This is a genomic window from Collinsella sp. BM28, from assembly GCF_054551995.1.
This window is the reverse complement of the sequence record NZ_JBTOLJ010000001.1, coordinates 807261-834040: the sequence shown is the minus strand read 5'-3', so window position 1 is coordinate 834040 and position 26780 is coordinate 807261. Positions and strand designations below refer to the sequence as shown.

The 26780-nt window shown below is 55.6% G+C and carries 20 protein-coding genes and 1 pseudogene; 9 read left to right on the top strand and 12 right to left on the bottom strand.

The annotated features are described in order from the left end of the window. Positions 1-71 precede the first annotated feature (71 nt). The 3 genes from ACX9NZ_RS03550 to ACX9NZ_RS03540 all read right to left on the bottom strand — a co-directional run bounded on the left by ACX9NZ_RS03550 (position 72) and on the right by ACX9NZ_RS03540 (position 5270). The gene (locus ACX9NZ_RS03550; protein WP_407496387.1) at positions 72-3092 is read right to left on the bottom strand and encodes a DUF4422 domain-containing protein; all 3021 of its coding nucleotides are present in this window, start codon (positions 3090-3092) and stop codon (positions 72-74) included. 55 nt (positions 3093-3147) lie between these two features. Beyond that, a complete protein-coding gene (locus ACX9NZ_RS03545) occupies positions 3148-4413 on the bottom strand; it encodes a glycosyltransferase family 2 protein (RefSeq protein WP_317439997.1) in 1266 nt (421 codons plus the stop codon). A 566-nt stretch (positions 4414-4979) separates the two neighbouring features. Then, the gene (locus tag ACX9NZ_RS03540) at positions 4980-5270 is read right to left on the bottom strand and encodes a hypothetical protein (protein WP_407496385.1); all 291 of its coding nucleotides are present in this window, start codon (positions 5268-5270) and stop codon (positions 4980-4982) included. Between the two features lie 159 nt (positions 5271-5429). On the opposite strand from ACX9NZ_RS03540, the gene ACX9NZ_RS03535 reads away from it, so the two are divergent. Beyond that, the gene (locus ACX9NZ_RS03535) at positions 5430-5612 is read left to right on the top strand and encodes a hypothetical protein (protein ID WP_304292364.1); all 183 of its coding nucleotides are present in this window, start codon (positions 5430-5432) and stop codon (positions 5610-5612) included. A 59-nt stretch (positions 5613-5671) separates the two neighbouring features. On the opposite strand, the gene ACX9NZ_RS03530 is transcribed toward ACX9NZ_RS03535, so the two are convergent. The 3 genes from ACX9NZ_RS03530 to ACX9NZ_RS03520 all read right to left on the bottom strand — a co-directional run bounded on the left by ACX9NZ_RS03530 (position 5672) and on the right by ACX9NZ_RS03520 (position 9927). Further along, complete coding sequence (locus ACX9NZ_RS03530; RefSeq protein ID WP_304292365.1) at positions 5672-6631, bottom strand: glycosyltransferase; 960 nt, start codon at positions 6629-6631, stop codon at positions 5672-5674. 7 nt (positions 6632-6638) lie between these two features. Next, positions 6639-7718, bottom strand: a complete 1080-nt coding sequence (locus tag ACX9NZ_RS03525) for an acyltransferase (protein WP_317439995.1) — start codon at positions 7716-7718, stop codon at positions 6639-6641. A gap of 73 nt (positions 7719-7791) precedes the next feature. Beyond that, positions 7792-9927, bottom strand: a complete 2136-nt coding sequence (locus tag ACX9NZ_RS03520; RefSeq protein WP_407496452.1) for a DUF6541 family protein — start codon at positions 9925-9927, stop codon at positions 7792-7794. On the opposite strand from ACX9NZ_RS03520, the gene ACX9NZ_RS03515 reads away from it, so the two are divergent. After that, positions 9842-10051 carry a hypothetical protein gene (locus ACX9NZ_RS03515; protein ID WP_407496460.1) on the top strand — a complete coding sequence of 70 codons (210 nt, stop codon included), beginning with the start codon at positions 9842-9844 and terminating at the stop codon, positions 10049-10051. The genes ACX9NZ_RS03520 and ACX9NZ_RS03515 overlap by 86 nt on opposite strands. On the opposite strand, the gene ACX9NZ_RS03510 is transcribed toward ACX9NZ_RS03515, so the two are convergent. Beyond that, a complete protein-coding gene (locus ACX9NZ_RS03510) occupies positions 10046-11251 on the bottom strand; it encodes a glycosyltransferase family 4 protein (RefSeq protein WP_158574825.1) in 1206 nt (401 codons plus the stop codon). The two genes, ACX9NZ_RS03515 and ACX9NZ_RS03510, sit on opposite strands and share 6 nt — an antisense overlap. A gap of 193 nt (positions 11252-11444) precedes the next feature. Here ACX9NZ_RS03510 and ACX9NZ_RS03505 point away from each other — a divergent pair, with 193 nt between their 5' ends. Next, positions 11445-12131 carry a glycosyltransferase family 2 protein gene (locus ACX9NZ_RS03505; protein WP_118653831.1) on the top strand — a complete coding sequence of 229 codons (687 nt, stop codon included), beginning with the start codon at positions 11445-11447 and terminating at the stop codon, positions 12129-12131. Between the two features lies 1 nt (position 12132). Continuing rightward, entirely contained in the window at positions 12133-12495 is a 363-nt protein-coding gene (locus ACX9NZ_RS03500; RefSeq protein ID WP_158574824.1) for a DUF2304 domain-containing protein, read from the top strand. A 397-nt stretch (positions 12496-12892) separates the two neighbouring features. Here ACX9NZ_RS03500 and ACX9NZ_RS03495 read toward each other — a convergent pair whose 3' ends face one another. Together ACX9NZ_RS03495 and ACX9NZ_RS03490 are read right to left on the bottom strand one after the other, a co-directional pair. After that, positions 12893-13741 carry a LicD family protein gene (locus ACX9NZ_RS03495; protein ID WP_118653756.1) on the bottom strand — a complete coding sequence of 283 codons (849 nt, stop codon included), beginning with the start codon at positions 13739-13741 and terminating at the stop codon, positions 12893-12895. Positions 13742-13750: 9 nt separating this feature from the next. Beyond that, a complete protein-coding gene (locus tag ACX9NZ_RS03490; protein ID WP_118653755.1) occupies positions 13751-14962 on the bottom strand; it encodes a lipopolysaccharide biosynthesis protein in 1212 nt (403 codons plus the stop codon). A 57-nt stretch (positions 14963-15019) separates the two neighbouring features. Here ACX9NZ_RS03490 and ACX9NZ_RS03485 point away from each other — a divergent pair. From ACX9NZ_RS03485 to ACX9NZ_RS03470, 4 genes and pseudogenes are all read left to right on the top strand, one after another. Further along, positions 15020-15625, top strand: a pseudogene (locus ACX9NZ_RS03485) (NTP transferase domain-containing protein); the annotation flags it as partial. Between the two features lie 721 nt (positions 15626-16346). Then, positions 16347-16742, top strand: a complete 396-nt coding sequence (locus ACX9NZ_RS03480) for a phosphotransferase (protein WP_317440064.1) — start codon at positions 16347-16349, stop codon at positions 16740-16742. Between the two features lie 55 nt (positions 16743-16797). Then, the gene (locus ACX9NZ_RS03475) at positions 16798-18183 is read left to right on the top strand and encodes a UPF0236 family transposase-like protein (RefSeq protein WP_407496381.1); all 1386 of its coding nucleotides are present in this window, start codon (positions 16798-16800) and stop codon (positions 18181-18183) included. A 106-nt stretch (positions 18184-18289) separates the two neighbouring features. Continuing rightward, a complete protein-coding gene (locus tag ACX9NZ_RS03470; RefSeq protein WP_304292371.1) occupies positions 18290-21358 on the top strand; it encodes an N-acetylmuramoyl-L-alanine amidase in 3069 nt (1022 codons plus the stop codon). Positions 21359-21426: 68 nt separating this feature from the next. On the opposite strand, the gene ACX9NZ_RS03465 is transcribed toward ACX9NZ_RS03470, so the two are convergent. Together ACX9NZ_RS03465 and ACX9NZ_RS03460 are read right to left on the bottom strand one after the other, a co-directional pair. Beyond that, positions 21427-22368, bottom strand: coding sequence for a DMT family transporter (locus tag ACX9NZ_RS03465; RefSeq protein WP_118653359.1), 942 nt, complete (start codon positions 22366-22368; stop codon positions 21427-21429). A gap of 3 nt (positions 22369-22371) precedes the next feature. After that, on the bottom strand, positions 22372-24141 hold the full coding sequence (locus tag ACX9NZ_RS03460; RefSeq protein ID WP_118653357.1) for a phosphotransferase: 1770 nt from the start codon (positions 24139-24141) through the stop codon (positions 22372-22374). Between the two features lie 617 nt (positions 24142-24758). On the opposite strand from ACX9NZ_RS03460, the gene ACX9NZ_RS03455 reads away from it, so the two are divergent. Then, positions 24759-25529 carry a hypothetical protein gene (locus tag ACX9NZ_RS03455; RefSeq protein ID WP_407496378.1) on the top strand — a complete coding sequence of 257 codons (771 nt, stop codon included), beginning with the start codon at positions 24759-24761 and terminating at the stop codon, positions 25527-25529. Between the two features lie 58 nt (positions 25530-25587). Here ACX9NZ_RS03455 and ACX9NZ_RS03450 read toward each other — a convergent pair whose 3' ends face one another. Then, the gene (locus ACX9NZ_RS03450) at positions 25588-26580 is read right to left on the bottom strand and encodes an IS1595 family transposase (protein ID WP_459389437.1); all 993 of its coding nucleotides are present in this window, start codon (positions 26578-26580) and stop codon (positions 25588-25590) included. Positions 26581-26780: the final 200 nt, after the last annotated feature.

Below are 26780 nucleotides of genomic sequence, written 5' to 3'. Positions count from 1 at the left end.
CCGATGTTCAACCATATATCCATAAAAGGCGACCCACGCCTCTCAAAGGGAACTGGGTCGCCTCAAGCAATTTAACGGATACCCCGAATCGCGCGAATAATACTTTTACCAAGCTCTCGACGAGCTGATCCCAACGGCGCGATAGGGTCAACAATCTTACGAAGAGGACTTCTGGGGGATAGGGCAGGCTCATGTATGAGGTAATCAGGTAGGCGGCCAGAACGATTACCCGCAATCGAATGCTGGAGAAGGGACTCATAAAATGGCGTCTCGCGTGCGTAGCGCCAATAGAGCTCACCACGATCACATCCCGCCAGCTTCCAAGGTTTCTCGAAACCAGCGTAGTGAACGATCTTTTCGTTGGAACGGGACTCAATGAACGCATCAAACATGTAGGCTGGAGCAAAGGTAAAAACCTTATTGATACGGCCAAAGCAGTCGATCATGACGTTCCAGCTGTAATCGAGATATACGACCTCTCCCTCACAATGCGCGTTCAAGACGTCCTGATCGTTGTAGATGAATCGGTCGTCGGAGGCGAACTCAAGCCATTCCTCCATCGTGTGACGCGAGCGCATGGCCCTCGTGTTCAAGACGAGGACTCCGGCCTGGAAATAGCTATAGGGGTCTTTCATGCCAAGGATCTCCTTGGCATAGGCGAGGCGATCGCCACGCTTCATATTAACGTTGGCGACAAAATCGATATCGTGCGCGGCGGCCAGCAGCGAATCGCCCAGATCGGTAGCGAAGAGCTCGGAGACATCCCCCCTGATGATCAAGTCGGAATCGAGATACAGAACCTTGTCGTAATACGGCAGCAGATCTTGAATCAAGAAGCGATAATACGTCTCGACGCTGATGTGCGGGTTATTCGTCGTGAGGTTATATTTCTCGATAACCTGCGAGACATCACAGAAGCCAAGGTTGACGTTGTCGTAACTTGAGAAGAATTCGCGCATGATCGCCTGGTTCGCACCGGAGATGTCACGATGCAAGACGGTGATATCGTAGCGATAGTTGTTCGAGGCGTTCGACAGCATCGAGTAAATTGTCGTAGTGAGCATCGGCACGTAGTTGTTATCCGATGCGAAGACCACGGGAACGATCTGGCGAAGGTCGTCGAGGCGCACGGGCATCTTGAGTCCCGGTTTATAATCAGGCTCCTGGAAATGGACACACTGCAGGCGTTTAATCGACAATTCCGGATGCATGCGCTGTTGATGGAGCAGGTAGATGTTGAGAAGCCGCTCAGACAGATGGCCAGGGGTGCGGACGCCCTCACGGCTGTACTTGCTCATATCGGTGGTGTTCACGAATTCTTCGAGAAGCGGGAAGAGCCACTCGCAATAAGCGCGGAAGATATCGCGCCTCATGATAAACATGTTGCAGAAACAGCCCGTATGACCGGAGAGGAACGCGCGGGCGTCCTGGGAGTACTCGGGGTGACGCCTTACCAGTATGTCGACGACACGGTCGAGATCTTCGACGTAGAGATGGTCGGCGGCATCATACTGGGAACGCAGCGTCGCTTCGGGACCCATGTAGGAACGAATATCTTGGACCACCGTGGTCGCGATGTCGACACCCTCGAGCGCCTTGTAGATCGACGCGTCATCCAAATGGTACTTTGCCTGGGAAACCTGGTCGATGCGGCCATCCATGATCTCGCCATACGAATTCTGCTCATGGAGCTCGGGGGAGAAATCGAAGTAGCGACGGTAATGGCAGAAACCGATATAGGGTGCATCGATGTTCTTCCACGCCCAATACTGAGTCGTGAGCTCGCAATACATGGAATTGAGCGTGGAGATGTTCTCACCCTCGTCATCATGCAGAGCCCAATCGTAGCGCATGTCGCGCATGGAGCAACCGACCTGTACCGGCTGCAGGACTTTACTATCGAAAAGGTCGACGCGCTTATGGGTGGAAACAAAGATGCGAACGTCTTGTTCATCGAAAGTGCGTAGCCTGGTGCGACGGCGCAAATCGTCGATATGCCCATGGGCGGCGTTGTAAAACGCCTGATACCGGCGTGAATGCGCCGCCTCGTTGCCCGCAAGCTCCCGAGCGGCCTCGTACCACTCGAGGAACGACGCGCCCTCGTCCAGGGACTCATCCGCCTCCCATGCGGAGTACGCAGCATCGCGGGCGAGACGCATCAACTGGACAGCGCAAGCGATATACGAGGAGCGGACGCCAGCCGCACGCGCCGCTTCGACCTTATCGCAGTCCGCGACACGATTCGACCAGTCATTGAACAGCAAGTCGAAAAGCTTCCAACGAGCACCATCGGAGCATTCCTTGGCAACGGTCGTGCCCATACGCTCCGCATGATTTTTGATTGCGCAGACGGAGGACCAGAACTCATGAGCATCCTCGGCAAAGTCCTCGATAGAAAGCGAGGAGCCCGAATTGACCCCGCGGCCATAGTTGTAGAGCAGTCCAACGATATCGTTCCGCGTGACCGAACGGGTCGCCATGGCAAGCGTTACGAAGCTCTCATACGCATCCTCGGCACGGCCCAAATCAGCCCCGGTCATGGAATCGAACGCGCGCTTCAACAGCGGCGTCGCAAATGCACGTTGTGTGAAACGCCAATCCTGTCGATAATCTCCCGCGCCCGGAGAGAAGACGGCGCGCATGATGCCCTCACCAGTCAACTCCTCGAGAGGCGCGTTAATATAGCTCTCGAACTGACTGGCCTCGGAAGTCCCTACGCCGCAGTCCTCCACCTTGATACCAAAATGCAGCAAATCAACAGGATTCGCCCGAAGGGCGGAATCCAGCTTCGTAAGAAAGCCAGGAAGGAATTCATCATCTGAATCAAGAAACACGGTGTAGTCGCCAGTAGCAAGCTCAACACCCTCAGCGCGCGTGCGGTGCAGCCCGCGGTTGTCGGCGCGATTGACAGCGATCACACGGGCATCACTAGAAGCGATCCGATTCAGAAGCATGCAGGTATCATCGGTGCTACCGTCGTTGATAACGATGAGCTCGATATCGCGGAAATCCTGAGACAAAACACTCTTAACGCAGGCATCCAAATAGCAAGCGTTGTTATACGAGGGGATGCAAACAGAAAAACGTGGCACAAAAGCCTCCCATTACTGACATTGTTACTTAAATAATACCTTCCAGAAGGCGAGCTCAACGAATCTTCTTGACTAGACGGCAGAGCACGTGATGCAGCAATGTCTCCGATTCATCGCCCTCAGCCTTTGATTGAGGAAAAAACTCTGCCTTAAGCTCTTGCTCACGAAGCCCAAGATCGCGAATATGGCCCGCCGCAACATCGCGATACTCTTGATACAGCCGATACGCCGCGTCCGATGTCGCAGTGACACCAGCTACCTCAACCGCATGCTCTGCCCATGCATACCACGCGAGAAACCGTCTGTTGTCACCTGGAACACCCCCAGCATCCCAGACGGCGTACGCCTCATCGCGAACGAGTCTCATAACTTGCGCCGCTGTGGGAACGACCCCGAAAGCGCTGGACGCCTGCTCGAAGACCTCCTGAGAAAGGACAGGGTCGTCGCGAACGTCCCACTGGGCAAAAAGGAGCTCTCCTAGACGGCTAGAGAACCCGTCCGCCGCATCGAGCGCCACACGAGCGAGAAGCGGATCGCACTGTCCTTCAAGCTGCTCGGCGAGTTGACGGGAGACCCGGGACACCAGGCCAAAGGAGGCGGCGACCCGCGACCACAATGGCAACGAGAACGATTTGCCCCCGGTCGCCCCGGTGCCATAGTTATAACGGTAGCCCTTGATGTCGTTCGCGATCACTGGGCGGCTGGTGTGCAAAGCTATTGCGAAGTGCTCGAGGCCGTCCTCTGCGAAACCAATGCGCTCATAGGGAAGAGATTCAAAAGCCCGTTTCACGGTGGACGCGGCAAAAACGCGCTGCGTGACACGCCAATCAAGCTGATACCCACCCTCGAGCGTATACGCGAGCGAAAGGATATCGGTACGGTCTGCGACGTGCAGCCGGGCGTTCGCCTGCGATTCCATGTCAGTGACCTCAGCGGCATCGATCGCAAAAGACGCAACGATTTCCATACCGAAATGAAGGTAATCAGAATTCGTCCGAGCCAGGCGCTCGTCCAGCGCCGTCAACGTCCCCGGCAGCAACTTGTCATCAGAGTCGAGAAACAAGATGTAGTCACCGCGAGCGCGCTCGACGGCTGCAGCTCGGGCGCAATGAGTCCCTTGGTTTTCTGACAACATGACAGGCACCACGCGCCGGTCATGGACAGAAGCGTCCATCAAGATGGACTCAGTCGCATCGATGCTGCCGTCGTTGGCGACCACGACTTCGAAATCCTCGAAATCCTGAGAAAACAAGCTTGAAAGGCAGTCGGAGAGATAGTCCCCGTCGTTGTATGAAGCTATGCAGATAGAGAATCGGGGCACGAAAACCCTCCAGGCTGAACGACTTCATAAAGATGAAGAACGAGATGATGACATCGCCATTGTACTAGACCGCTGACAATTGACAGATGCGCGGTGAACCACTGCGCCTCTCCGCACATGAACCGAATAGAGTAATCGAGCGTCGACTCAGAGGAGCCATGGAATTCATCAACCGACTCATGCAGCCACCCCTACCAGCTGATCATTTCAAGCGCACATTCATCGACTCAAACAAGATACCCGGATGAACATGGATCTCGCATCGAAAAAGCGTGCAGCGATTGCCGGCACGCATTGAGCGGCCAACGAAACCAAAGCGCGGTTTGAATTTGAAAAACACGACGCCCAATACGTGAACCTCGAAATTGCGACGTTGCAGGCGTTCCTCGAGCTCGGGAGAGATCCTTGTAAATGAGCACGAGCGAGGACCTCGGTGAGTCGAAATTCGCACGGAAACTCAAAGTCGTCAACACGGGATGCGAAACCTTTCGCTGCGTGGCCTCCTACCCATCGAGACACTAAAGCAACGCAGGGTCTACATGGATAAGGTCGAGCCCTGTCACAATCTAGCCTACGCGAGCAACGGGCTGTAGCAGTTTCGCTCCGACCGCATGCAAACAGCATCCCGGCGAGAAAAGGACGGACGAGAAGGTGGCCGCCTCATCGCGATCGACTTCGTCGCGCTCCGCATCGAATCCACGCGCGGGCACTACCCCGCGGCTCTCACCGACCCATGCTGTGCAGACGCCGACCACCACATCCAACTCGCACCCTTCATCAAACTTCGCCATGAAGGACATCGCTATCACCACGGACTTCTCGACCAGATCGCGGCAAACGACACGCTGACGGATCATATCGAAATCACGGACGGCGAGACGGGCCTATCGAAGCCTGCGCTCACAAGCTGAGATATCTACCTCTCGTGCAAACGTCATTCCGCACTCATCGCGAGCATCTTGGGCATCCCAGGATCTTACGCATGCGCAGCGAGTTATGCACATTATCCGAACACGATGCGCTATCTGGCGGAAACCTGCCGTTATCCGGATCATCCCATCGAAGACAGGGAGCTCGAGATCGATGTCACCGCCATAGTGGCAACCAGCATTGAGCAGCGCAACCATCCCATCGTACCAGAGGAGATCCTCAACCCAACCGACGTTTGGCTGGGCGCGATCAAGGAGCCCTGCCGCTAAAGCAAAGAGCGGGCGGGCCGATCGACCCGCCCGCATCCCCTTTCACGCGGATCGCGATGTCATCCGCGTGAAACCGCAAAGGCAGCAGGATCACGCAACAGCTCGAGCATAAGAGCCCAGTCACCAGGCTCGAATCTAGATTCATCGAGCTCCCCGTTTTCAAAGGGGATTCGGAACTCATTGGCCCAACGCTCGGCAAATTCTAGATGGTGCGCTGCGAAAATACGGTCGTAATTCCACCGATATGTACTGAACTGCTGTCCAAAGAGGTCACAGAGGAAGGCAGCAGATCGAGCGGGATCGGCACGACAGAACTCCAGAGCGCACGCGAATTCACCGCAAACCTCGAACACCTTGTTGTCCGACTTCACCGAGGATTCGACACGGTCAACGCGGTAGTGTAGATACGCTGCATCGACAAGGCGCACACGCCGTGCGGCCATCCAGGAGCGCAGCGTAAACGAGGTGTCCTGAAACGATGCCCCCGGCGTCTCGATAAAGCTGATGCCGTTCTCCTCGAGCATCGAGCGCTTGTAGATTGCCGCCCAGATCGAGGGCACCGTCCGCAGAATCTGGGGATAGCGGCGGGGATCAATGACGCATCCGTGTGGAAACGATGCAAACGGGAACGAACGGACATCAGCACCGTCATATTCAAAGTAATCAGCCTTCACAATATCGAGCATCCCGAACCGAGAGCGCGCAACGAGCTCCTCGAATGCATCGGGAGAGACGAAGTCATCCGACTCGACGATACCGATGTAATGGCCGCGCGCGGCGCGCATTCCACAGTTCATCGACGCCCCATAGCCCGAGTTCCTTTTGTCTATAATCTGGAATCGGTCGTCGCGTGCGGCATACCGCTGAGCAATCTCGAGTGAAGAATCGGTCGACCCATCGTTTATGCAGATGAATTCGATATCCTTCAGCGTCTGCGCTTCAAGACTATCGAGGCATTTCGGCAAATAACGTTCGACATTATAGAAGGGCACAAGAACTGATACGCGTGGCTTTTTCATCTTTCACCTAACCATTGCGTTCAAAACGGGCACAAAGCCCGTTGGCGACATTCTTAACAGCGACCAGAAGAAGCCCGAACATCACAGAGACCAGGACGACGACCGGGGGCCTGACGCCAAGATCCCATATAACGCTATGGGGCACATAGACATCAAGCATGTTGATGACGAGCATATGGATCAGGTATACGTACAGCGTGACGGAGGAAAGCAAGCGAAAGCCTGCGCTGCGGAATACACCGCATTTCTGGAACCACGGCTCGGCGCCCTTCAGCAGCCCGAAGACCGCGCAGGAATAGCAGGCGCAGAACACGTGCTGGATATTCAGGTAGAAGTTGTCAAAGTCTGCAAATTCGCCCGAAGCAACCGTATGGCCGATATTGGTCTTCAAGGTCATGCCGACCATGATGGCAAGCGACCCAACGATGACGAGAGCCGAGACGCCACGTGCCCTCCTATCGATCTCGACATGATGTTGGACGTAATACCCAAGTAGATAGAAGAAGATGGGTCCTGTAAGATACGGAATGGCAAAGAGACTCAGCAACGTATGCGTCGGCGCGAACCGGTTGATCAACGGAATGACGGCTGTCGAGACGAAGCTGAGCGCGAGCAGATAGCGGAGGAGCTGCTTATTCCGCGCGGCGTAGGATAACAGCGGGGTCACTAGATAGAGCCCTATAATCGAATAGATGAACCAATAGACATCGCAGATCTGATTCGTCAGCAGCTCACTTACGAAGTCCGAGACACTTGGCTCGCGAGCCGAAAGGCCGAATGCGCCCGGCGCGCAGCAGGAAAGCACGTAATAGAGCAAGCTGAACCCCACCAGTGGAACGACCACACGCTTCAGACGCTTTTTCAAAAATGTCTTCGTGTCGTACTTCTCGCGATAGCTGAGCAGATTCGCGCCGCTCATCATGAAGAAGACAGGAACGGCAAAACTGAACAGCGACTGGACGATAACGGACAGGAACCACAGAAGGTTGCCCTCGTTCAAAAAGACAACGGTTGAGCAGTGGAGATAGACCACCGCCATACAGGATAAGATGCTCAGCACATCCATATAGATTGTTCGACGCGCCATCATGCTCTCCAGACTCGAGGCGTCCCAATAACTCGGCGGGGCGATCGTCGAGGCGATTGTCCCGCGCGTATCATCACATCAGCTCGTACAGCTTGTTCTCCCCATCATCGAGCACGAGCTTGAAATGCGGATCCGACGGATCAATTTTATCGAAGGTGGTCCAATGCACGAAGGGATACAGGGTATAGGGAGACCACAACGTATGCTCCTGGAACGGTTTGAAGTTCGAGGTGCCCATCACAAGGACATAGCGCGCACCAGTGCGCGCAACCGCTTCCTGGACGCAAGAGTTCGATCCGTACTGGTGAATTTTGCTATGAAGCACAATCGAGTCGCTCGATTCATCGTCCAGCATGAACGATTTATAGTAGACGTTGACGTCATAAAGGGAGTAGCCGAAAACCGAACCATCGAAGGGGTTGTTGAAGACAATGTCATCGCCGGTGACCTCGGCAACACGCTTGAGAAACGCGCTCTCATCAAACGTCAGCAGCTTGTTTTTCGTCTGCTTGTTCTCAGCGGTCAGCTCCGCATACGCCTCATGGAACGCTCCCTGGGGATAGCCGTAATTCGGAAACATGACGTTCGCATAGGATACGGCAACGCCGAACAGGATCGCCACGCTGAAATGCGCGGCGCGAGGTGCCTTAACCCTTTCGGGAAGAGCACGATAGAGTGCATCGGTCAGCGAACCCAGCCCCAACGAGGCCAACGGAACCGCCAGCAAGGCGACCGACGCCGCCGTGCGATGGGGGTCCGTATACCAAAAACCGGCAAGCAACTGCTTGAGCGGACCTTCCATGGTGATTCCCACAACGTAGATTGCGCCCATAATGGCATAACTCACGGCTAACCAACGGTCGTCCCGCCTGAAAGCGAGCAGGAATCCTACTGCGACGAGCGCAGCGGCCAGATACTGGGGCAGGTCGCGGCGCAATGCGAGGCTCAGCAGAGTCCAAATTCCGTACGGGACAGAATACAGACTCTCCCAGTTGAAGGTGACGACCGATTCGAATGCAGGCAGCTTGAAGCAGACGATCCAAATGGCAACGGTGAAAAGGGCGAAGGCGAGGGCCGCGGCAACACCGGCCCCCTTAGATGCGAACGCGCCGCCCTTGGCCGCGCGCGAGGCGAACCCAAAGAGAGCGTGGCAGCAGAACGGAGCGAGGAAGACCGCAAGCAAAAAGACCGTATTGGGCTGCAATGCGGCCAAAGCGATGGATGCGACTACGAAATGGAAGGCATACAGCAACCGTTGCCCAACCGGTCTTGCCGGGGACCAGGTCGAGATGAACAGAAACGCGACCTGGGGGGCGCAACACATCGAAGCCATGTTCGGATAGAGTGGACCGTAGAGCAGCAAGCCAAACGGAAAGGCTACGAACATCATTGACGTGAACGCACCTGCAAGAATGATGCCCCGCCTTTGCCGGAACAATACCGAATGCAGCAGATACGATCCCACAGGATATACGAACGCCATGAAGGCGAGGAGCGACGCGTTCTCAGCAGCGGTGACGGAATAATCGAACAAATCGACGCCCAAAGCGGCGAAAAGCGTGAACGCGGCGGGATAGAAACCTCGGTTATCCGGCGTGGGACACGACTCTATCGGGAGATCGAGCGGATAGTATCCCGTATTGAGAATGGAATACTGCCCGTCTACAGCCATCGTCTCGATACGGCCCATGTGCGCGAGATTATCGGAATACTGAACGAAGGATTCTGGGCCATCGAGCGGCACGACGAAGATGACCGTCGATACCAGGAAGCCGATAACGACGTAGAGCGGTAATTCCGACAAGTGAGCTCCCCAGCGGTCGACGCGCGAACTCGTGAGAGACGAGCGCAGGCGGCCGCCAAGGCCAGCGGACAGACAGCGCGAGACAGTGTATGCGCGTGGCAGCGTGCTATATTCGCAGGGAGCGTCGACTTGAGACCCTTCAGACGCGAAATGGGTCCCCGAAAGGGACTGCGCCGCCGTAGTCGCTACGGGCCCCTTGCGCGAGCGGACACAGCGAAAGGCGACGGCAACCAGACCGGCAACGGCGCAAACCACCGCAAGTGACGCAACCATCACGGTGGCAGAAACGCGAGCACCGAGAACATCGTAGAAGATGCCAATGGCACACAGGACCGTGATGGAAACCAAGGGGGCGACACCGATGGATACCGGGGTCGAAAACCCGAAGGATCGCAAAAACAGCATCGGGATCAGCAGCACCGCGATATCGAAAGCAACGAGCATAAAAAATGCGAACCAGGACAAACCCATCACCATACACAGACGATACACAGACGAAGAACGAAACGAACAAGTTGCAGAATTATAGAACAGGAGGCTCGCAAGCCCGGAACGCCGCGAGCAGCTGATCGGCTGTCGAGGCCCATGAGCAGGAGACGCGAACATGAGCGTACGTGCGCTCCCCCATCAAAGCGAGCTCGGAGCGTGCGCCGGACATGCCCCGAAGCGTCTCGGCGAGCTCGGCCGCATCGGCTTTCCTGAGGATATGGCCGCAGGATTCGTCGGGTATCACCTCAAACGCACCCCCCACATCCGTAACTACGCTCGGGGTTCCACAAGCCGATGCCTCGAGTAGCGAGGTTGAAAAACCCTCAGAGCGGGTCGGCAGACAGAATACGTCGGACTGGAGCAGAAGCGCAGCGATGTCGCCGCTATCAAGACGGCCGGCAAGGTGAACGTTGTCCAACCCGCACCCCTCCACCTCCGAGCGCAGCGGGCCATCGCCGGCAACGACCAGATGAGGAATTCCGTCGTCGCCGTCCTTTGAAACACCGGCGTAGTCCTGAAGAAGCTTGAAGGCCTCGAGCAAGACGAAGATGCCTTTCTCGGGTATCAGGCGCCCCGTGAACGCCGCCATCATGGATTCGCGCGGAATGGCGAAATCGGAACGAAAGTCGCGCGAGGACGCCTGGGCACGGTACGCATCCGCGTCGATCGAGTTGCTGATGATACCCCTAGCCTCGATACCGAAATGACGCAGCCAATCGCAGCTCTTACGAGAGATACCGTAAAAATCGACACCTTGACGCTTGAGCAGCGCCGTAACAGCATCCTCGTAACGCGCTATCACGGCATCGGCAAAGCTGCTCCCCAAAGTGAGGTAGGCCGAGCCATGATCGAGGACAATGGGGCGAAGACCGCGACGACGCGCAAATGCGGTACCGAGAAGGGAGTGGATGTAAAATCGCGTATTCACGAGAACGCCGTCGAACGCCATCGAATCGAGTGCAGAGACGATGGACCTGAAGCAAGCATTCTTGATGGGGACGGGATAACGGCCACCTAGAAGCGACATACAGGGGAAGCGAAATACCTCAATATGGCCCGTGCGACCATCCGGCGGCGCTCCGTCGAGAGCCTCACGGCCATCGGCCGCAGCAACGCCCCGCACGTCGATGAGCTCATGGGGGCCCAGGTCGCCCGTATCGTTCGTCACGATGACGACCCGATGCCCCCTGTGCGCAAGCTCCATCGCAAGACTTTGCGTAAAGCGCTCAACACCACCCATGCTTGGTGCATACAGTGCAGAGAATATGCAGAAAGCCGACAAAGAGACCCCATTTCCGGTGAATTGAAACGATTCGCGAATAAAGAGATGCACGCTTCTGCGCTTTTGCATATGGTACACCCGCACATCGACATTCTGCCGTATCATATAATACTGCGCTTTACGGAATATTAAAAAAAGGATTGCATTAGGAATGTCAACGCTCGTCATCATCCCCGCATACAACGAAGAGGAATCGATAATAGCCACGGTCGAAGAGCTTCGTGAACAAGCGCCCCAATACGATTACGTGATCATCAACGACGGGTCGCGCGACCGGACCTCCGAACTGTGTCGCGCGCGCGGATACGACATCATTGACCTTCCCGCAAACCTCGGCCTAACCGGCGCTTTCCAGACGGGAATGAAATACGCCCACCGCCACGGCTACGACCATGCGATCCAGTTCGATGCGGACGGCCAGCACATCCCTGTCTATATCGAGAACCTCGTCCGCGATATGGAGCAGACGGGCGCCGACGTCGTTATCGGCTCACGATTCGTCACACAGAACAAGCCCGCCTCGCTCAGGATGCTGGGATCGAACCTTATTTCTGCGCTCATACGCCTTACCACCGGAAAGCTCATCAAGGACCCCACTTCGGGCATGCGTATCTACAACCGCTCGGTAATCGAGCTGTTCGCCAGCCGCGACGACCTATCGCCCGAGCCCGATACGCTTGCGTTCCTTATCAAGCGCTGCGGTATGGACGTGGTCGAGCGCCAGGTTTCCATGCGTGACAGACATGCCGGTGAGAGCTATCTCACCCTGTCCAAATCGATCAGCTATATGTCCGTCGCCTGCTCCAGCATCCTGCTCTCACTCTGGTTTAGGAGGTAGCATGTCTCTCGCCCTCAGAATCTTCCTTTTTGCAAACGCCGTCGTTGTCCTGTTATTCGTAGCGAAGCAGATCAAGAAATCGGCATTCGAGACCGCTGACGCACTGTATTGGTTCGTCTTGAGCTCCAGTCTGGTCGTGCTCGCCGCCTTCCCCGAGATCGCATTCTTCTTCTCCAACATGCTTGGGTTCCAGTCGCCATCGAACTTCATCTTTCTCGCGATGATCGCCCTGCTACTCATCAGAGACTTCAGGCTGCAGAGCGACCTCATTAGGCTGCGCCGCAAGGTAACGGCACTCACGCAGGAGATTGCGCTGCGGGAGCATGATAGCGAGCACCAGGCATCCTGGAAGAAGACCAAGTGACGGTAATGACCCAACCGAGCAGCAGCCAGAACAAGATCCCAGCTATCAAAACGGGAGCGTAGGATCATCGCAATCGCCTCCTAGCTTTGGCAGTCCTCGCCCGGCCTTTGCCTAGACGACGAAGCCCCGTCCGTCGATCGAATCAACTTGTCGCCGACGTGGAGGTCGCGGCCCCCTTCGGCGCTAAACGCAGGCATCACGGGAAAAACGGTGCTCACAGGCCTGGCAAAAGTCTAGACCGTAGGTGATGGCTGACTCGGATGGAGCAAGAATCACGACACTCCACTCGTCATGCCGGCTCGCCCCCTCAATGGCAACAGGGGCACGACGCCTGGAAGCGTCGAACCCCGATGTAACTCAGACCGACGAGCGGACTCTGAAAAGCAAAGAAAAACCGCTACTCGCTCGACCAGCTGGTCCCATCCGGGAATCGCAGCAGCAGCGGGAGATGCGTGCGACGGTTCTCAAGTTCGGGCAGCTTTTTCCAATCACCGTACATCTGAACGAGATAGCGCTCCCATTCTCGCGGAACCGGAAGATCAATCCCCTCAAACGAAAGAGTTGAGACGGGAAGTAAATCCCCCACCCGATACCCTTGAACATTGGGCCATGCCAACTCCAGCACGACATCGTCTGGATGCAACTCCCTCCTCACGATGGCACGATCGAATCGCCGCTTGATGCCCTCACGAGAGAAGATGCCCTTTACAAGGTAATGAACCGCGCGACAGCCCACTGCCTCGATGCGACCTAACCCCCCTCCATGCGGAACGACAATGGTCTTCGAATGCCAAAGGTACGAAGCGGACTGCCATAGTTTCGCCGTGCGACGCTGCTTCGCCTCAATGCGCTCATCCGGCTCAAGAAAGTCATAGGGAAAGATATCGACGAAGATACCCTGGTCGCAGCCCGCCTCCTGGGTCTCCCTTGTCGCGAACACGGTACCATCGCGGTAGACCTTCGCAAACATCCCCGCGAAACCGGGGGTGTTGCCGAACGTATGAAGCGAGTACCCATCGGGAAGATGGCCCCGTGCGACCTCGATGAAGCGATCGAAATCAGATCGGAGCATCGCGATGTCGATGTCGTCGTCCCACGGGATAAAGCCCTGATGCCGAGCGGCCCCCAGTAGCGTTCCCGCATCGATGAACCAGGCGATACCGTGCTCATCGCAGAGTGCGGCGATTGTTTTGAGAATTTCAAGCTCGTTGAGCTGTAGCTTCTTCAGCGCTTCATCCTTATTCACACTTACTCCTTATGCATCGACCGTACGTTGACGCAGCTCGCGAAGACCGTGCGCGATCCGCCAGCAAGAGAGTATGACGGCGACGCAGTATGCAAACGCGATGGAATAGCTCACACCGTTCATTCCACATGCATCTACGAGCACAACCGAGGCAGGCAGCGAGATGGCGCACCCTGCAAGATTGGCGATGAGCGTCCCCCTCATATCCCTCATCGCAATCAAAAGGTCCGTCACGAACGCGATGCATGCCGCGAAGGCAGAGCTCGCCAAACCCGCATACATCAAGAATCCGTATTCGGCGATTGCGCTACCGAAGACCAGTCGCAAAAATGCGTCACCGAACAGAAGAAAAAGGATACCCCCGCCAATAAAGATAACTGCAAACGAGCAGAACACCCGTACCAGAAGCTTTACGAAGCCCGTCAAATCCCCTCGATCAAGCTTGGAGGCAAAAATGCCCAGAAGCGGGGCGTAGACATAGGAAGAGCATGCCTGGATCAGCACGATGGGCGTGCACACCGTAGCGTAGATGCCAAGGGCCGACTCCCCCTCCGTCATGCCGAGGTATTGCCTGGCCACGGTCACGACCAGTGAGCAAGCGACAGTACCAAGCACCGCGGGGAAGCATTCGACGAGCAGGCGCCGCACACCGTTCCCGGAGAACACGGGAACCACCGACGATAGGCTTCCCGCGCGGCGAAGATCGTAGGACATGACGGGGAGCGTCGAGACGATCATGGCGGCGATAGCGATTTCAAGGTTGTTGGTGAAATACAACGCGAGCGCAAACGACAGGGTGAACAGTATACTGCGGGCAAGCATCGATTTACCGCAGTAGTCCATACGCGCATGTTGCTGGTCGATTCCGTGAAGGACATCGATGAACAAATCGATGAATCTGAACGCGCTATACAGGCAGATGGCGAGATAGGCGTTCGCAGGACAGGTGGCAACCATATAGCCTATGGTAAGCAGCGCTGCCAACCCGATGGTTACAATGCGAAAACCGACGTATTCTCCGCTGGAAGTCTTCTCATGGATGTCGGAAACCTGATACGAGCGAATCTTATAGAGAGCCACGGGGGCAAAGACGTTCGAGACGGCCATGGCGAGCGCCAGCACGCCGGCCGCGTCATATCCCGTTGTAAGGCGCACGATCAGGACCGTCGTGAGCCACTGACAGCCCGAATAGAAGAGCGAACCGATGGAGTTCCAGGCCATATTGGCTTTTACAGAAAGCTCGGAACCCAAGCCATCCCCCAAACAAACGCGTTGAACATGCACCTTGCGGCTACATCTTGGAACAGCCCTGTGAAGTGTTCAGTTTCATTCGTTTGTTGTACTAAAACGAACACCATAAGGCAGCGGGACACCAATGACCACGAAGAGGCATCGATGAATATATCAAAGAAGCAATTCGAAGTTCTAAACGTCCTAAGAACTGCAGAAAATCCCAGTCAGCGTGCCATCGCCCAAGCGACGGGCGCCTCGCTAGGAACCGTCAACCGCATCGTGAAGGAACTCGAAGACGAAGGCCTGACGAAGGATGGCACGGTGACCCCTGCGGGGTTCGAAGCCCTCCATCCCTTCAAAGTTGATAACGCCATTATTATGGCAGCGGGGCTCTCAAGCCGCTTCGCTCCAATCTCCTACGAGAAGCCAAAAGGCTTGCTTCGCGTTCGGGGTGAGATCCTCATCGAGCGCCAGATCAAGCAACTGCGCGAAGCGGGCATCAACAACATTACCATCGTCGTGGGATATAAAAAGGAATACTTCTTCTACCTTGAAAGCAAGTACGGCGTCTCGACCGTCATCAACGACGAATACGCATCGCGTAACAACCATGCTTCCCTGATGAAAGTCCGCGAGCGCCTCGGCAACACCTATATTTGCTCAAGCGATGACTACTTCATCATCAACCCCTTCAAGCCCTACGTTTACGCAGCATATTATTCCGCTCAGTTCGCCGAAGGGGCCACGAAGGAGTGGTGCATGACCACCGGTGCCCAAGACGTCATCAAATCCGTCTCAATCGGCGGATCGAATGCATGGTATATGCTGGGCCACGTCTATTTCGATCGCGCATTCTCGAAGCGTTTCGTCGAAATCCTCGAAGCCGAATACAATCGACCTGCAACAAAAGACAAACTGTGGGAGGAGCTCTATATCGACCATATCAAAGAATTCTCCATGACCATGCGCAGATACCCCACAGACGCCATCAACGAATTCGACTCCCTTGACGAGCTGCGCGCGTTCGACCCCCACTTCATAGAGAACGTCGATACTGACATCTTCGACAGCATCGTGCAGGTTCTTGGCTGCACGAAGGCAGAAATACGCGACGTGTACCCACTCAAGCAGGGTCTCACCAACCTGTCCTGCCACTTTAGAACCGATGCCGGTGAATACGTGTACCGTCATCCAGGCGTGGGAACGGAGCTCCTCATCGATCGCGAAGGCGAGGTCGCCGCGCAAACCGTCGCCAAGAAACTCGGCCTTGATGATACCTTCATCTACGAAGACCCCACCCGCGGCTGGAAGATCAGCCGCTTCATCCCCGACTGCTCGCAGCTCGATCCCCGCAATTGCGCGCAAGTAGCCCATGCCATGCAGATGGCACGGGCCCTGCACGACAGCGATGTGGCCGTGGAGCGCACTTTCGACTTCTACGATGAGGCCAAGCGATACAAGCGTCTACTACTCGAAAAGGGCCCGATCGATATCCCCGGATACCACGAGATGGCGGCAAAGGTCGATCGACTCGAAGCTTTCATCCGGGCAGACAACGCCCCCCGCCTGTCTTTGTCACAACGATTTCTTCATGCTCAACTTTCTCATCGACGCATCGGGCAAGTACTACCTCATCGACTGGGAGTACGCGGGCATGAGCGACTACGCAAACGACTTCGGAACCTTCTGCGTCTGCTGCGAGCTCGGCGAACAGGAAGTCGACGCCGCCCTCGAAGGACGGCATAAAGTTTTTGTTGGTTTGAAATGAGGGCGGGCCTCCCTTACCTTCGGATTGTCGAGATTCGAGGAAGAGGAGACCCGAGATGAATCTTACCGCACCTGCCGCCGTGGCGGCGTTCGAGGCCGCGTTCCTGGACATGCTGAGGGAGGGGCCCGGCGGCTTCGGGGCGTTCGAGTCCGAGGCGAGGTCGGTCGCGCTGGCCAGCTGCGCCGAGGCCATGTCCCGCGCGCTCGAGGCGCGCGACCGCGAGCTCGCGGCGTCCCGGCCGAAGGGCCTCCGCGTGCACTCGCGCAGGCCGCGCGCCCTCGCCACGATGTGCGGCGACGTCCGCTTCCGCCGCACCGTGCTCGTCGACGGCGCAGGCCTCACCCGCTACCCGCTCGACGAGGAGCTGGACCTGCCCGCCGGCGACCGCGTGAGCCCGTCGGCGCGCTCGTTCCTGGCCACCTGCGGGGCCGACGTGCCGTTCGCCCGCACGGCCGAGCTGATGGCCATCGCGGGCGGCTCTCCCGTGTCGGCGACGACGGTGATGGACTCGGTGAGGTCGGCCGGGGAGGCCGTGGCCGGGATCGAGCGGGCCCGTGCGCGCGACCTGTTCCGCGACGGGGTGGCGCCCCGCGCCGACTCCGCGGCCGAGGAGGTGCTCGTGGAGGCCGACGGCACGTGGGTGCGCATGCGCGACGGGTCGATGGCCGAGGTGAAGGCCGTGGTGGCCTACGCCGGCAAGGAGGAGGGGCGCGGGGTCGAGCCCGTGAGGCTGGGGTGCGTGGGCGAGGCGCCCGGCGACTTCCGGGGGCGGGCCGTGGCGCAGGTAGGCTCGCGCTTCGACCTGGCGCGCGTCGAGCGCGTGCGCCTCGGGACCGACGGCGAGGCGCAGTACGTCAACGGCGCCGCCTCCATGCCGTTCGCCGACGTCGCCGGCTTCATCGACCCGTTCCACGTCTTCAGGGCGGTGGGCCGCTGCGCGCCGTCGCCCGACGGGTCGCGGCTGGTCTCGGTCCTGAGGTCGGAGGGGGCGGATGCGTGCGCCGGCGCCATCGAGGCGATGGTCGGGGCCGGGACGGCGGCGTCCGGCGCCGAGGGGGTCGCCGCCTACCTGCGCCGCCACGCCGCCGAGATCGGGGGCGGCCCGTCGATGGGCGCCATGGAGGCCGAGCAGCAGCACATGTGCAAGGTGCGCATGGGCTCGTTCCCGTGCGCGTGGTCGCCCGCCGGCGCCGACGCGATGGCGCGGCTGCGCAGCTGGCTCGGGTCGGGGTTCGCGCTGCCTCCCCGCACCCGCGAGTCGGAGCAGTCCCCGCGACGCCGGCAGCGGCGGGAGCGCAAGCTCGCGAGGCACCTTGCCCGGCGGGCGGGCGGGCGCGTAGAATCCGAGGGGAAGGGCTGGGAGTACCCGCTCGCCGCGTCCCTCAAGGGCTTCAGGGCCGACGTCCGCTACGAGGCCGTCGGCGCCCCGCTGGGATGGTGACCAACACTTGCTTTATGCCGACTAAGTATAGCCCCTCCATATCCCCCGATCGAAGCGGTGCCGTATAATTAGTCTCGCATCCGAGACCATTGAATGGGAGCATCGAATGAAGATACGAAATCGTGCCAAAGCCGCCTTTATCCCACTGCTGCTCATGCTTCTAACCATTCTCCCCAACCAAGCTTTTGCACAAGATATTGGTATTGGTTTTGTATACATAGATCATGCGGAAGTCCCAGTGGGAGGAATTCAGAATATCGCCATCATAGCTGATGAAGATATAAAGCTTACCCATGCCTCACTTGGATATCGTGTCTACGACGATTCGTATCGAACGGCCGCATCGGCAATAAACGGGAATGCCGCCCTGTTCAGCATACCTATTGACAAAAGCGCACCTTATTATCTTGATTCCGTGACATTCGAGTCCATCGAAGGGCAAGCGGAAATCAGTATCGCCGACAGCGAGACACAAAGCGTTAGTTTCGATGGTGTAGTTAACGGAAAGACCAAACTGTCTACTGCACCAAGCGATGAGCTTGTCATGTATACCCTCAATGAGCACAATGAGCTAAGTACCTCTGTAGAGGATGCAAACGAAGTACTCGCTGCGGCGTCGTCTGAAAAGACAACACGCTCTCTTTCAAAAGACAATCTCATCATTGCATTAGACCCCGGACATGGCGGCTATGATCCAGGTGCCGTATATTTCAATTTGCGTGAAAAAGATCTTACGCTCAAAATTGCCAGCTATTGCAAATCTGCGCTCGATACCTACAGCGGCGTGGGGGTCTACATGACCCGAACAACGGACGCCTCCGTAGGATCAAACACGTCTGAGGATCTACAGAATCGTGTCACAAATTCAATTAGTAACGGCGCAGATGTCATCGTAAGTCTTCATATCAACTCCGGTGGGGGCAACGGAGCCGAAGTTTATTATCCAAACACCAGTAGTTGGAAATATGAAGAGACGCATGGCCAGGGAAAAACTCTCGCACAGAACATCCTCGATAAACTGGTTGGTCTAGGCCTGACCAACCGCGGTATTAAGATGCGCGATTACGGCACGGGCGGATCGTACGCCGACGGATCGATGGCAGATTACTACGCAATTCTCCGCCATGCTCGCAGCGCCGGCATACCCGCAATCATAGTTGAACATGCGTTTATTGATAATCCTGCAGACATCAACAAGCTCAGCAGCGACACATGGTTGCACAATATGGGTGAAGCGGATGCGGAGGGCTTAGCCCAAACTTATGGCCTTGCAAAACGAGGGTCTTCAGAATGGAGGTACACGAACGGCGCATGGCAGTACCATGTTGCTGGTAAAGTCCAAACCGGCTGGTTTATGGCGGCAGGCTCTTGGTACTACGCTGATGGAAGCGGCAATTGTCTGACCGGATGGCAAGCCATTAACGGGAATTGGTATTACCTCGATCCCGTAAATGCCTTCATGCACCGAGGTTGGCTCACCAAAGGCAAAACCACCTATTACCTCAACTATAATGGCGACATGGCTGTTGGCTGGAAAAATATCGATGCAAAACGATATCACTTCTTCCCCGATGGACACATGGCAACGGGCGTCCAGATCGTTGATGGCAAGAAATGGGAGTTCGGGTCTGACGGTGTGCTCATCATCAAGAATGGCTGGCATCTTGAAGGCGATACGTGGTTTTACTACATTAACAGTGAAAAAAGAACCGGCTGGCTCTTCCAAGGTGGAAATTGGTATTGGTTGAGCAGTGACGGCTCCATGGCAACCGGGCTCAAAACGATTGCCGACAAACGCTATTATTTTGCACCTTCTGGCGCGATGCAAACGGGCTGGCAGCTTGTAGACAATAATTGGTATCTTTTTGACGGATCCGGCGAGGCACTATCCGGGTGGCAGAACATAGGGGGAACTTGGTACTACCTCAACCCTCAAACAAATGTGATGCTCAACGGGTGGTACATCGTTGATGGCTCTTGGTACTACTCCAATTCGTCTGGCGCGATGCTTACCGGGTGGCAGAGCATAGGCGGAACATGGTACTACCTCCACGGCTCAGGAGCTATGGCAACTGGATGGCTCAACCAAGGGCCAACGTGGTATTACCTCGATCAGGCAAGCGGTGCGATGAAAACGGGCTGGTACATCGCTGACGGCTCATGGTATTACTCCTACGCGTCCGGCGCCATGGCGACCGGATGGCTCAAGCTTGGGGATACGTGGTATTTTCTTCATGATTCTGGCGCAATGACAACCGGCTGGCACACCATAAACGGTACGTGGTACTTCTTTAGTTCATCTGGCGCCATGGCAACTGGATGGGGGTTCGACGGCAGTGCATGGTCCCAGTTCGCCCCCTCGGGCGCTTGGATCGGCTATGGGGAAGGCTGGCAGCTTATCGATGGCACGTGGTATTTCTTACATGTGGGGATTCCGGTCACGGGTTGGTCGCTATTAGGCGGAACGTGGTATTACCACGACCAAAATGGAGCAATGCTAACAGGCTGGCAAGACTACAACGACTCGCGTTACTATATGCACGCGAGCGGAGCTATGGCAACTGGCTGGAATCTCATAAACGGAAAGTATGAATACTTCTCAGCCGGCGGCCAATGGGACTCGCAAAAATCGCAAGCCTTGATGCCCATTATTGCCTCGAGCCCCAACAAAGGCGCGACAGTCAAAAAGATGGTCGCCGCATATACGATGTCAGCTGCTCAATATCCAACAAAAGCACTCTCTAAGGGCGGAGCAGACTCCATTTTGGCCTTTTGCAACATCTTGTACGATGAGGCAAGCGCAGAAGGCGTTGACCCTCGTGTCCTTTTCTGTCAGGCGATGCTAGAGACCGGTTACCTTAGATTCGGAGGAGCGGTTACCATCGACCAATACAACTTTGGTGGACTCGGAGCAACAGACGGGGGTGGAAAGCCAGCAAGCTTTAAAGATGTAAAAACTGGGCTCAGGGCGCAAGTACAGCACCTCAAAGCATATGCTCAGGAAAATCCTGTGCTCACTAACGCCTGCGTTGATCCACGGTTCAACTTGGTTAAAAAAGGAAGCTCCCCCTACGTCCAACATCTTGGCATCCAAGAAAACCCCCATCATGTTGGATGGGCGTCAAGCAAAGAATATGGGATTAAAATCGTCACGATGATCATGTCAATATTCTAGGCTACCAACAGGGGCCGTCGCGTACATCGCACGACGGCCCCGTCCTAAGGCCACTCCTCAATTCGAGATTACCGAACTGCTTTCTTTCCAAATAGCTCATTCCAGTCGCACGCTGCAAGGATCGTACCCACAAGAATTACCATGCAGCAGATAATAGTAGAAATAGTTGGAACCGCCCCCAGCAGAATAAGGCCGAACAGTACCGCCCAGGCAGAATAAGAAATATTCAACGCCATCGCACGAGAGGCACCGATCACCGCGATACCCTTGTAGTAGAAGAGATATGAAGCAGCCCCCGCCAAGCCAGCGAGCGCGATGTAGCCAGTCGCCAAACTTGGAATGGCCTGCAAAGTAAAGCCCCAGGCCCCCATGGCGGGCAAAACAATCAGCCCGTATACAAGGGCGGATGTCGTCTCTCTGATCTGCAAAGCCGTCTCATTATCAACAGAGTCGTCCTTCATGCCCCATGCGCATAAGACAGCCTCAGAACCCCAACCGACAACGGTCAAGAGAGCGCCAAGCAATCCGAATGGAGCATTTACAACCTGAGAGTCACCGGCAGACAACAGTCCCATGGCCATTACGCCAAAGAGACCCACAAATAGGGCAACAATCTGACCTTTGGTCATCTTCTCTTTAAGCAGCAGGAACGCGAGAAATGCACCAACTGCTGGATAGAAAGCAGAGATGATGGCAGTGTAAGCGGCCCCCAGATTGGCAATGGCAACCACATACCCCGTCATTCCAATAGGGCCTCCAAGCAGGGCACCAGCCATCACGACCTTCCCCGACCTTGTTTTGAGGGCGTTAAGGGTGTCGGCAAAACGATGGCGTACGCCCATATAACCAAGCAACCATATAGCGCAAAACGCATCATGTAAAAACGAACCGACGATGGAGGCAAAAGCAAGCGCCTCCACTGATCCAATATATGGTGCAAGGGCAAGCCCGATTCCAAGAATCACTGTATCGAGTCCCCATAGAACACCGCTGAACAGACCGTACTTCATGTTCTACTCCTCCCCGTACAGAGCAAGCGCCTTGTCGATATAAAGAACTGCGTAGTTGTAGTAGATGTAAAGCCATTCACCCACAAAATCACCCTCGGCTTCTTTGAGAAGCGACCAAAGATACCAACACCAGCCGGCAAGCGCGATATGTGCGAGATTATGACGACGCTCCTCCAAGGTGGGTTCACGATCGAAATACGCAACTAGAGCCTTATCCACTTCTTTCTCGGACAATTGACAGCACACGCAGAATGTACCGAAATCGTTGGCATAATCGCTCATTCCGGCGTATTCCCAATCAATAAGGTAATAGGCGTCGTCCTCGTCAACGAGGAAATTAAGCTCAAAGAAATCGTTATGGCAAAGGCAAACGGGTGCCCCGTCTTCATTAACATGCGATGCGAGCCTGTCGAAGCGAACGGCAAGTTCATGATAGCCGGGGATATCAATCGGACCCTTTTCGAGCAGCAAGGCTTCGTATCGCTTGGCTTCTCGGAAGAAATTAAAATGCCTGTCGACAATCACATCGCATGCATGGAGATCGTGAGCCATGCGCATAGTTTTTGCGACCTGCCCGGCATCATGTGGATCGATATTTCGACAATTAGGAATAAACTTGCTTATTTTCCAACCACGCTTGGGATCCTCGAAAATATACGTGCCATCAAGTCCAAGTTCACGCGCAACCTTCTGCGCTGCAACCTCTCCCTCGCGGTCAATCAGCAATTCAGTTCCCACGCCTGGATGACGATACACATACTCACCGGAGTCTGTCGCGAAATGGCAGGAAAGATTTGTAAGCCCCTGCTTAAGCGGATAGACATCATGAATCTCGCTCTTTGAACAGCCTAGAATCTGGACGATATTATCGAAGATATCGGAATCGACATTTTCGATAAAAGCCGGATCGAAAACACGAAGCTCATCGAGAGAGTCAAACTCATTAATAATGCCATCATCATACGGACGAATCACCATATCAAATTCCTTGATATGGTCGATGAACAAATCCTCCCAAAGCTTGTCAATCGTTTCGGGCTTGTCATACTCCGATTCGAGCACTTCAACCATATGTTTAGAGAAGGCTCGATCGAAATAAACATGCCCAAGCATGTACCAAGCGTGGGAGCCGCCTACGGAGACGTCAATGATACGGTCATGAGAACCCGTCTTCATACACCACTCGCTCGTTGAGCCCTCCGACCATTGAGCAGCGTAATATGCATGCCAGACGTACGGCTCAAAAGGATTAGTCGTGAAATAGTCGTCAGAGGAACAGACGTAAGTGTTCCCCAGCCGATTGCGAACCCGATAGAGCGAAGAATGGTTGTTGCGCGAAGCATACTCATCGTTAACGACAATACTCACGCTGTACTTACTTTCAAGATAGAAGAAATACGCCTTTTTATAACCCACCACGACTGTAATGTCGGAGACACCTGCATCTCGGAGCTGCTCAATCTGACGCTCAATAAGTACCTCTCCCCTAACCCGCAAGAGACCTTTGGGTTTTTCATAGGAGATGGGTGCAAAGCGACTAGAGAGGCCGGCAGCCAGGATGATGGCATTATCGACTTTGTATGGATGCAAGGCCTCGAATCCAGCATCGGTTATCTCAGCACCGTCAATAAGGCCCTGTTTCGCAAGATCTCTGACTGCAGCGTTGACAGTACCCAGAGATAGACCAGTCTTCTCGGCGATCTCTCGCTGGCCACATCCAGAGCACTCACGAATACGGTTTAGAACCTCAAATGATCTTCTCGAGAGGGGCATGGCGGACTCCTATGTTCAGAACTAGTATCTCAGTTCAGTATACTGAACAGTGTTCAGATATCAATATTAGATTTATAGATTTGAACAGTTAAACTGAATTTAGCACAACGGATGACGTGGGTAATGGCATCTTGCCAAAAGTGGTGGAGGCTTGGGCATCGAACCCACGGCTTAAGTACGCTAATCCTGCCCAACGGCATCACGTCCGGAACCTCCACTTAAGCCAGCCGCCAACATGAGAAGCATCATCGAATCGTTCATATGAACCTCCATCATCAAATTAACTTGTTCAATCATTACTTCAAAAATCAAAGCAAAAGCGCCGGAGAACAAGTCGATGGGTTTCGAGACGTCCAAATGCACGCAAAGCAGGGAAAGCATCAGTGCGGTTATATGATACGGCTTCGGTTAACTCCACATGAAAACTCGATGACTTGCATACCGCTTGAGTATTCAGCCCTTTAATAAAGCCAGAAATCGAGGAACTGTAGGTACTATCGTTTCTAGATAGCGCTTATTGAATGGAAGCGCATTAATATAAAATTCTTAAACGAACACCCTCATAGCATCAATACAACATCAACTGAACTGATAGACGCGTAATGACGGAGGAATGTATGCAGAGAATAATTGCATTTTTAAAGTTTGGTGAACGTAGGTATCTAGAACGAATGCAGCAAGGCAATTTATACTTCTCCAACGCTCAAACACTACGTGCTTTTGAGATGCAGCATGCCATCAAAGGCCAGGGAGATCGCTTAGAAGGCGGCACGGAGCTTATAGCCAATCAAATTAAGCTAGCTAAAGGTGATGCCTCTGTTTTGCTTCCGCCCATGAAAAATGGTGCGATACCCCTGTATTTCGAACCCGCCGACTTACTTCCGGTCTTCTGTGTTTTTGCCTGCTTTGAAAAAGACAGCATGGAAAAAGAAGACGGCAGTATTTTTATTCGGTTATCGCACGAAATAAGAGAAAACATAAGTTCTCATTTTCCCAAAGCAGATACAGTAGCAATCATAAAAGAACCTGAACGCTTTGTTAAAGACGTTTGCTCTTCTGTTGGAGAAGGATGCATTTCCGACTTGGTGAAATATTATGATTTGACTGGCATCCAGAGTGAATATGGACCTGTAAACAGTTTGGACTACTTCAAGTATCTGATGCAGGATGTGCCCCCACTAAAGAAAGACGGAAAAATTACCTATTCCTTTCAATCCCAATACGTTTTTCGCTCCCTACTGTGCAAAGACGTGTTCTTCGACAAGGAGCAGGAATATCGTTTTATACTGACCAAGAAACAAATTGCAGAACCGCGCGAGTTCCCGATACGTTTAAGTGCAAGTATTGAGCTCCAGGATTTGAGTCAGTTTTTCGCCGATATGAGTTAAACAGCTTGTGCAGCTGGGACACCGTTAGGCAAAGCACGCGCTTTTGCTTTAACCGCTATTAGACCAATTTGGATACGTCGGACTCGTCCCGTGACTCCCAGAAGTCCCAGAACGGCTGCGGCTCCTCCTCGAGGTCCCGGCGCGTCGACTCGTACGAGCCGTTCGCCACGTGGGAGCGAAGCATCGCCTCCCGCGAGGCGTCCGAGCGCCTGACCTGCTCCTCCCAGCAGAACCACCACAGGTACCTCTGCAGGCGCCGGGTCGAGACGCCCCTGAACCTCCAGAGGAAGCCGCGCAGCCGCTCGTGCAGCGCGTTGACCATGCCGAGCTCGTCCTCGCCCGCGTCTGCCGCGCCGTAGCGGTTGTGCGACGCCGCGCCCGCCTCGGAGAGCGGCGCGGCGTACGAGGAGTGCATGTCGGTGGACACCTCCGAGCCCGCCACGCACGCGGGCGCCAGCCCCGCGCGGATCTGCTCGGCGCCGGGGCGGCCGCGCGCGGCGAGGACCGCGGTGCAGTCGCCCAGGTCGTTGACGACGGTGACGACGGCGACCTTCAGCGACGATATGCCGCGGGAGCGCACCCCGTGCCCGTTGGCGTGCGGCTCCCTCGGCATCCCGGACCTCCTGCCCGAGAACGACTCGTTCAGGTACAGCTCGTCGGCCTGCGCGGACACCCCGTCGCCGCCGCGCATCGGCTGGAGCTGCGAGCGCATCACCTCGAGGGCCCTCATCCTCATGAACCAGCTGGTCTTGACGCACACGCCGCAGCGCGCGGCGAGGCGCGCCAGGCTCTCGCCGGCGGCCATCCCCTCGACGTAGGAGGCCCAGGTGGCGGCGGGGAGCTTGGAGAGCGCGAGCACGCGCCCGGTCGACGCCGAGAACGACCTCCCGCAGCCGCGGCACAGCCAGCGCTGGGAGCCGCCGGCGCCGCGCCCGCGCCTGACGACGCGGGCGCACCCGCACCTCGGGCACGCGTCCGGCCAGGCTCCCGGCGAGCCGCCGGCCAGCGCCGACAGGATCGAGGCCTTCAGGTCGGCGACGAGCCTCTCCATGCCCTCGACGCCCAGGGACCGTGCCCCCTGTAGTATCATGTCGTACAACGCGCGCTCCTTCTCCGATGGGTTTGTCTGGCGACTTCCATCTTAGAGGGGCGCGCGGACACGTTTAGGGGGTCACCCGTATCCAACTTGGTCTAATAGCGGTTTGCTTTATTAAGTATTGCCCACCTAGCCAAAAGAGAGGCTCCAAACAA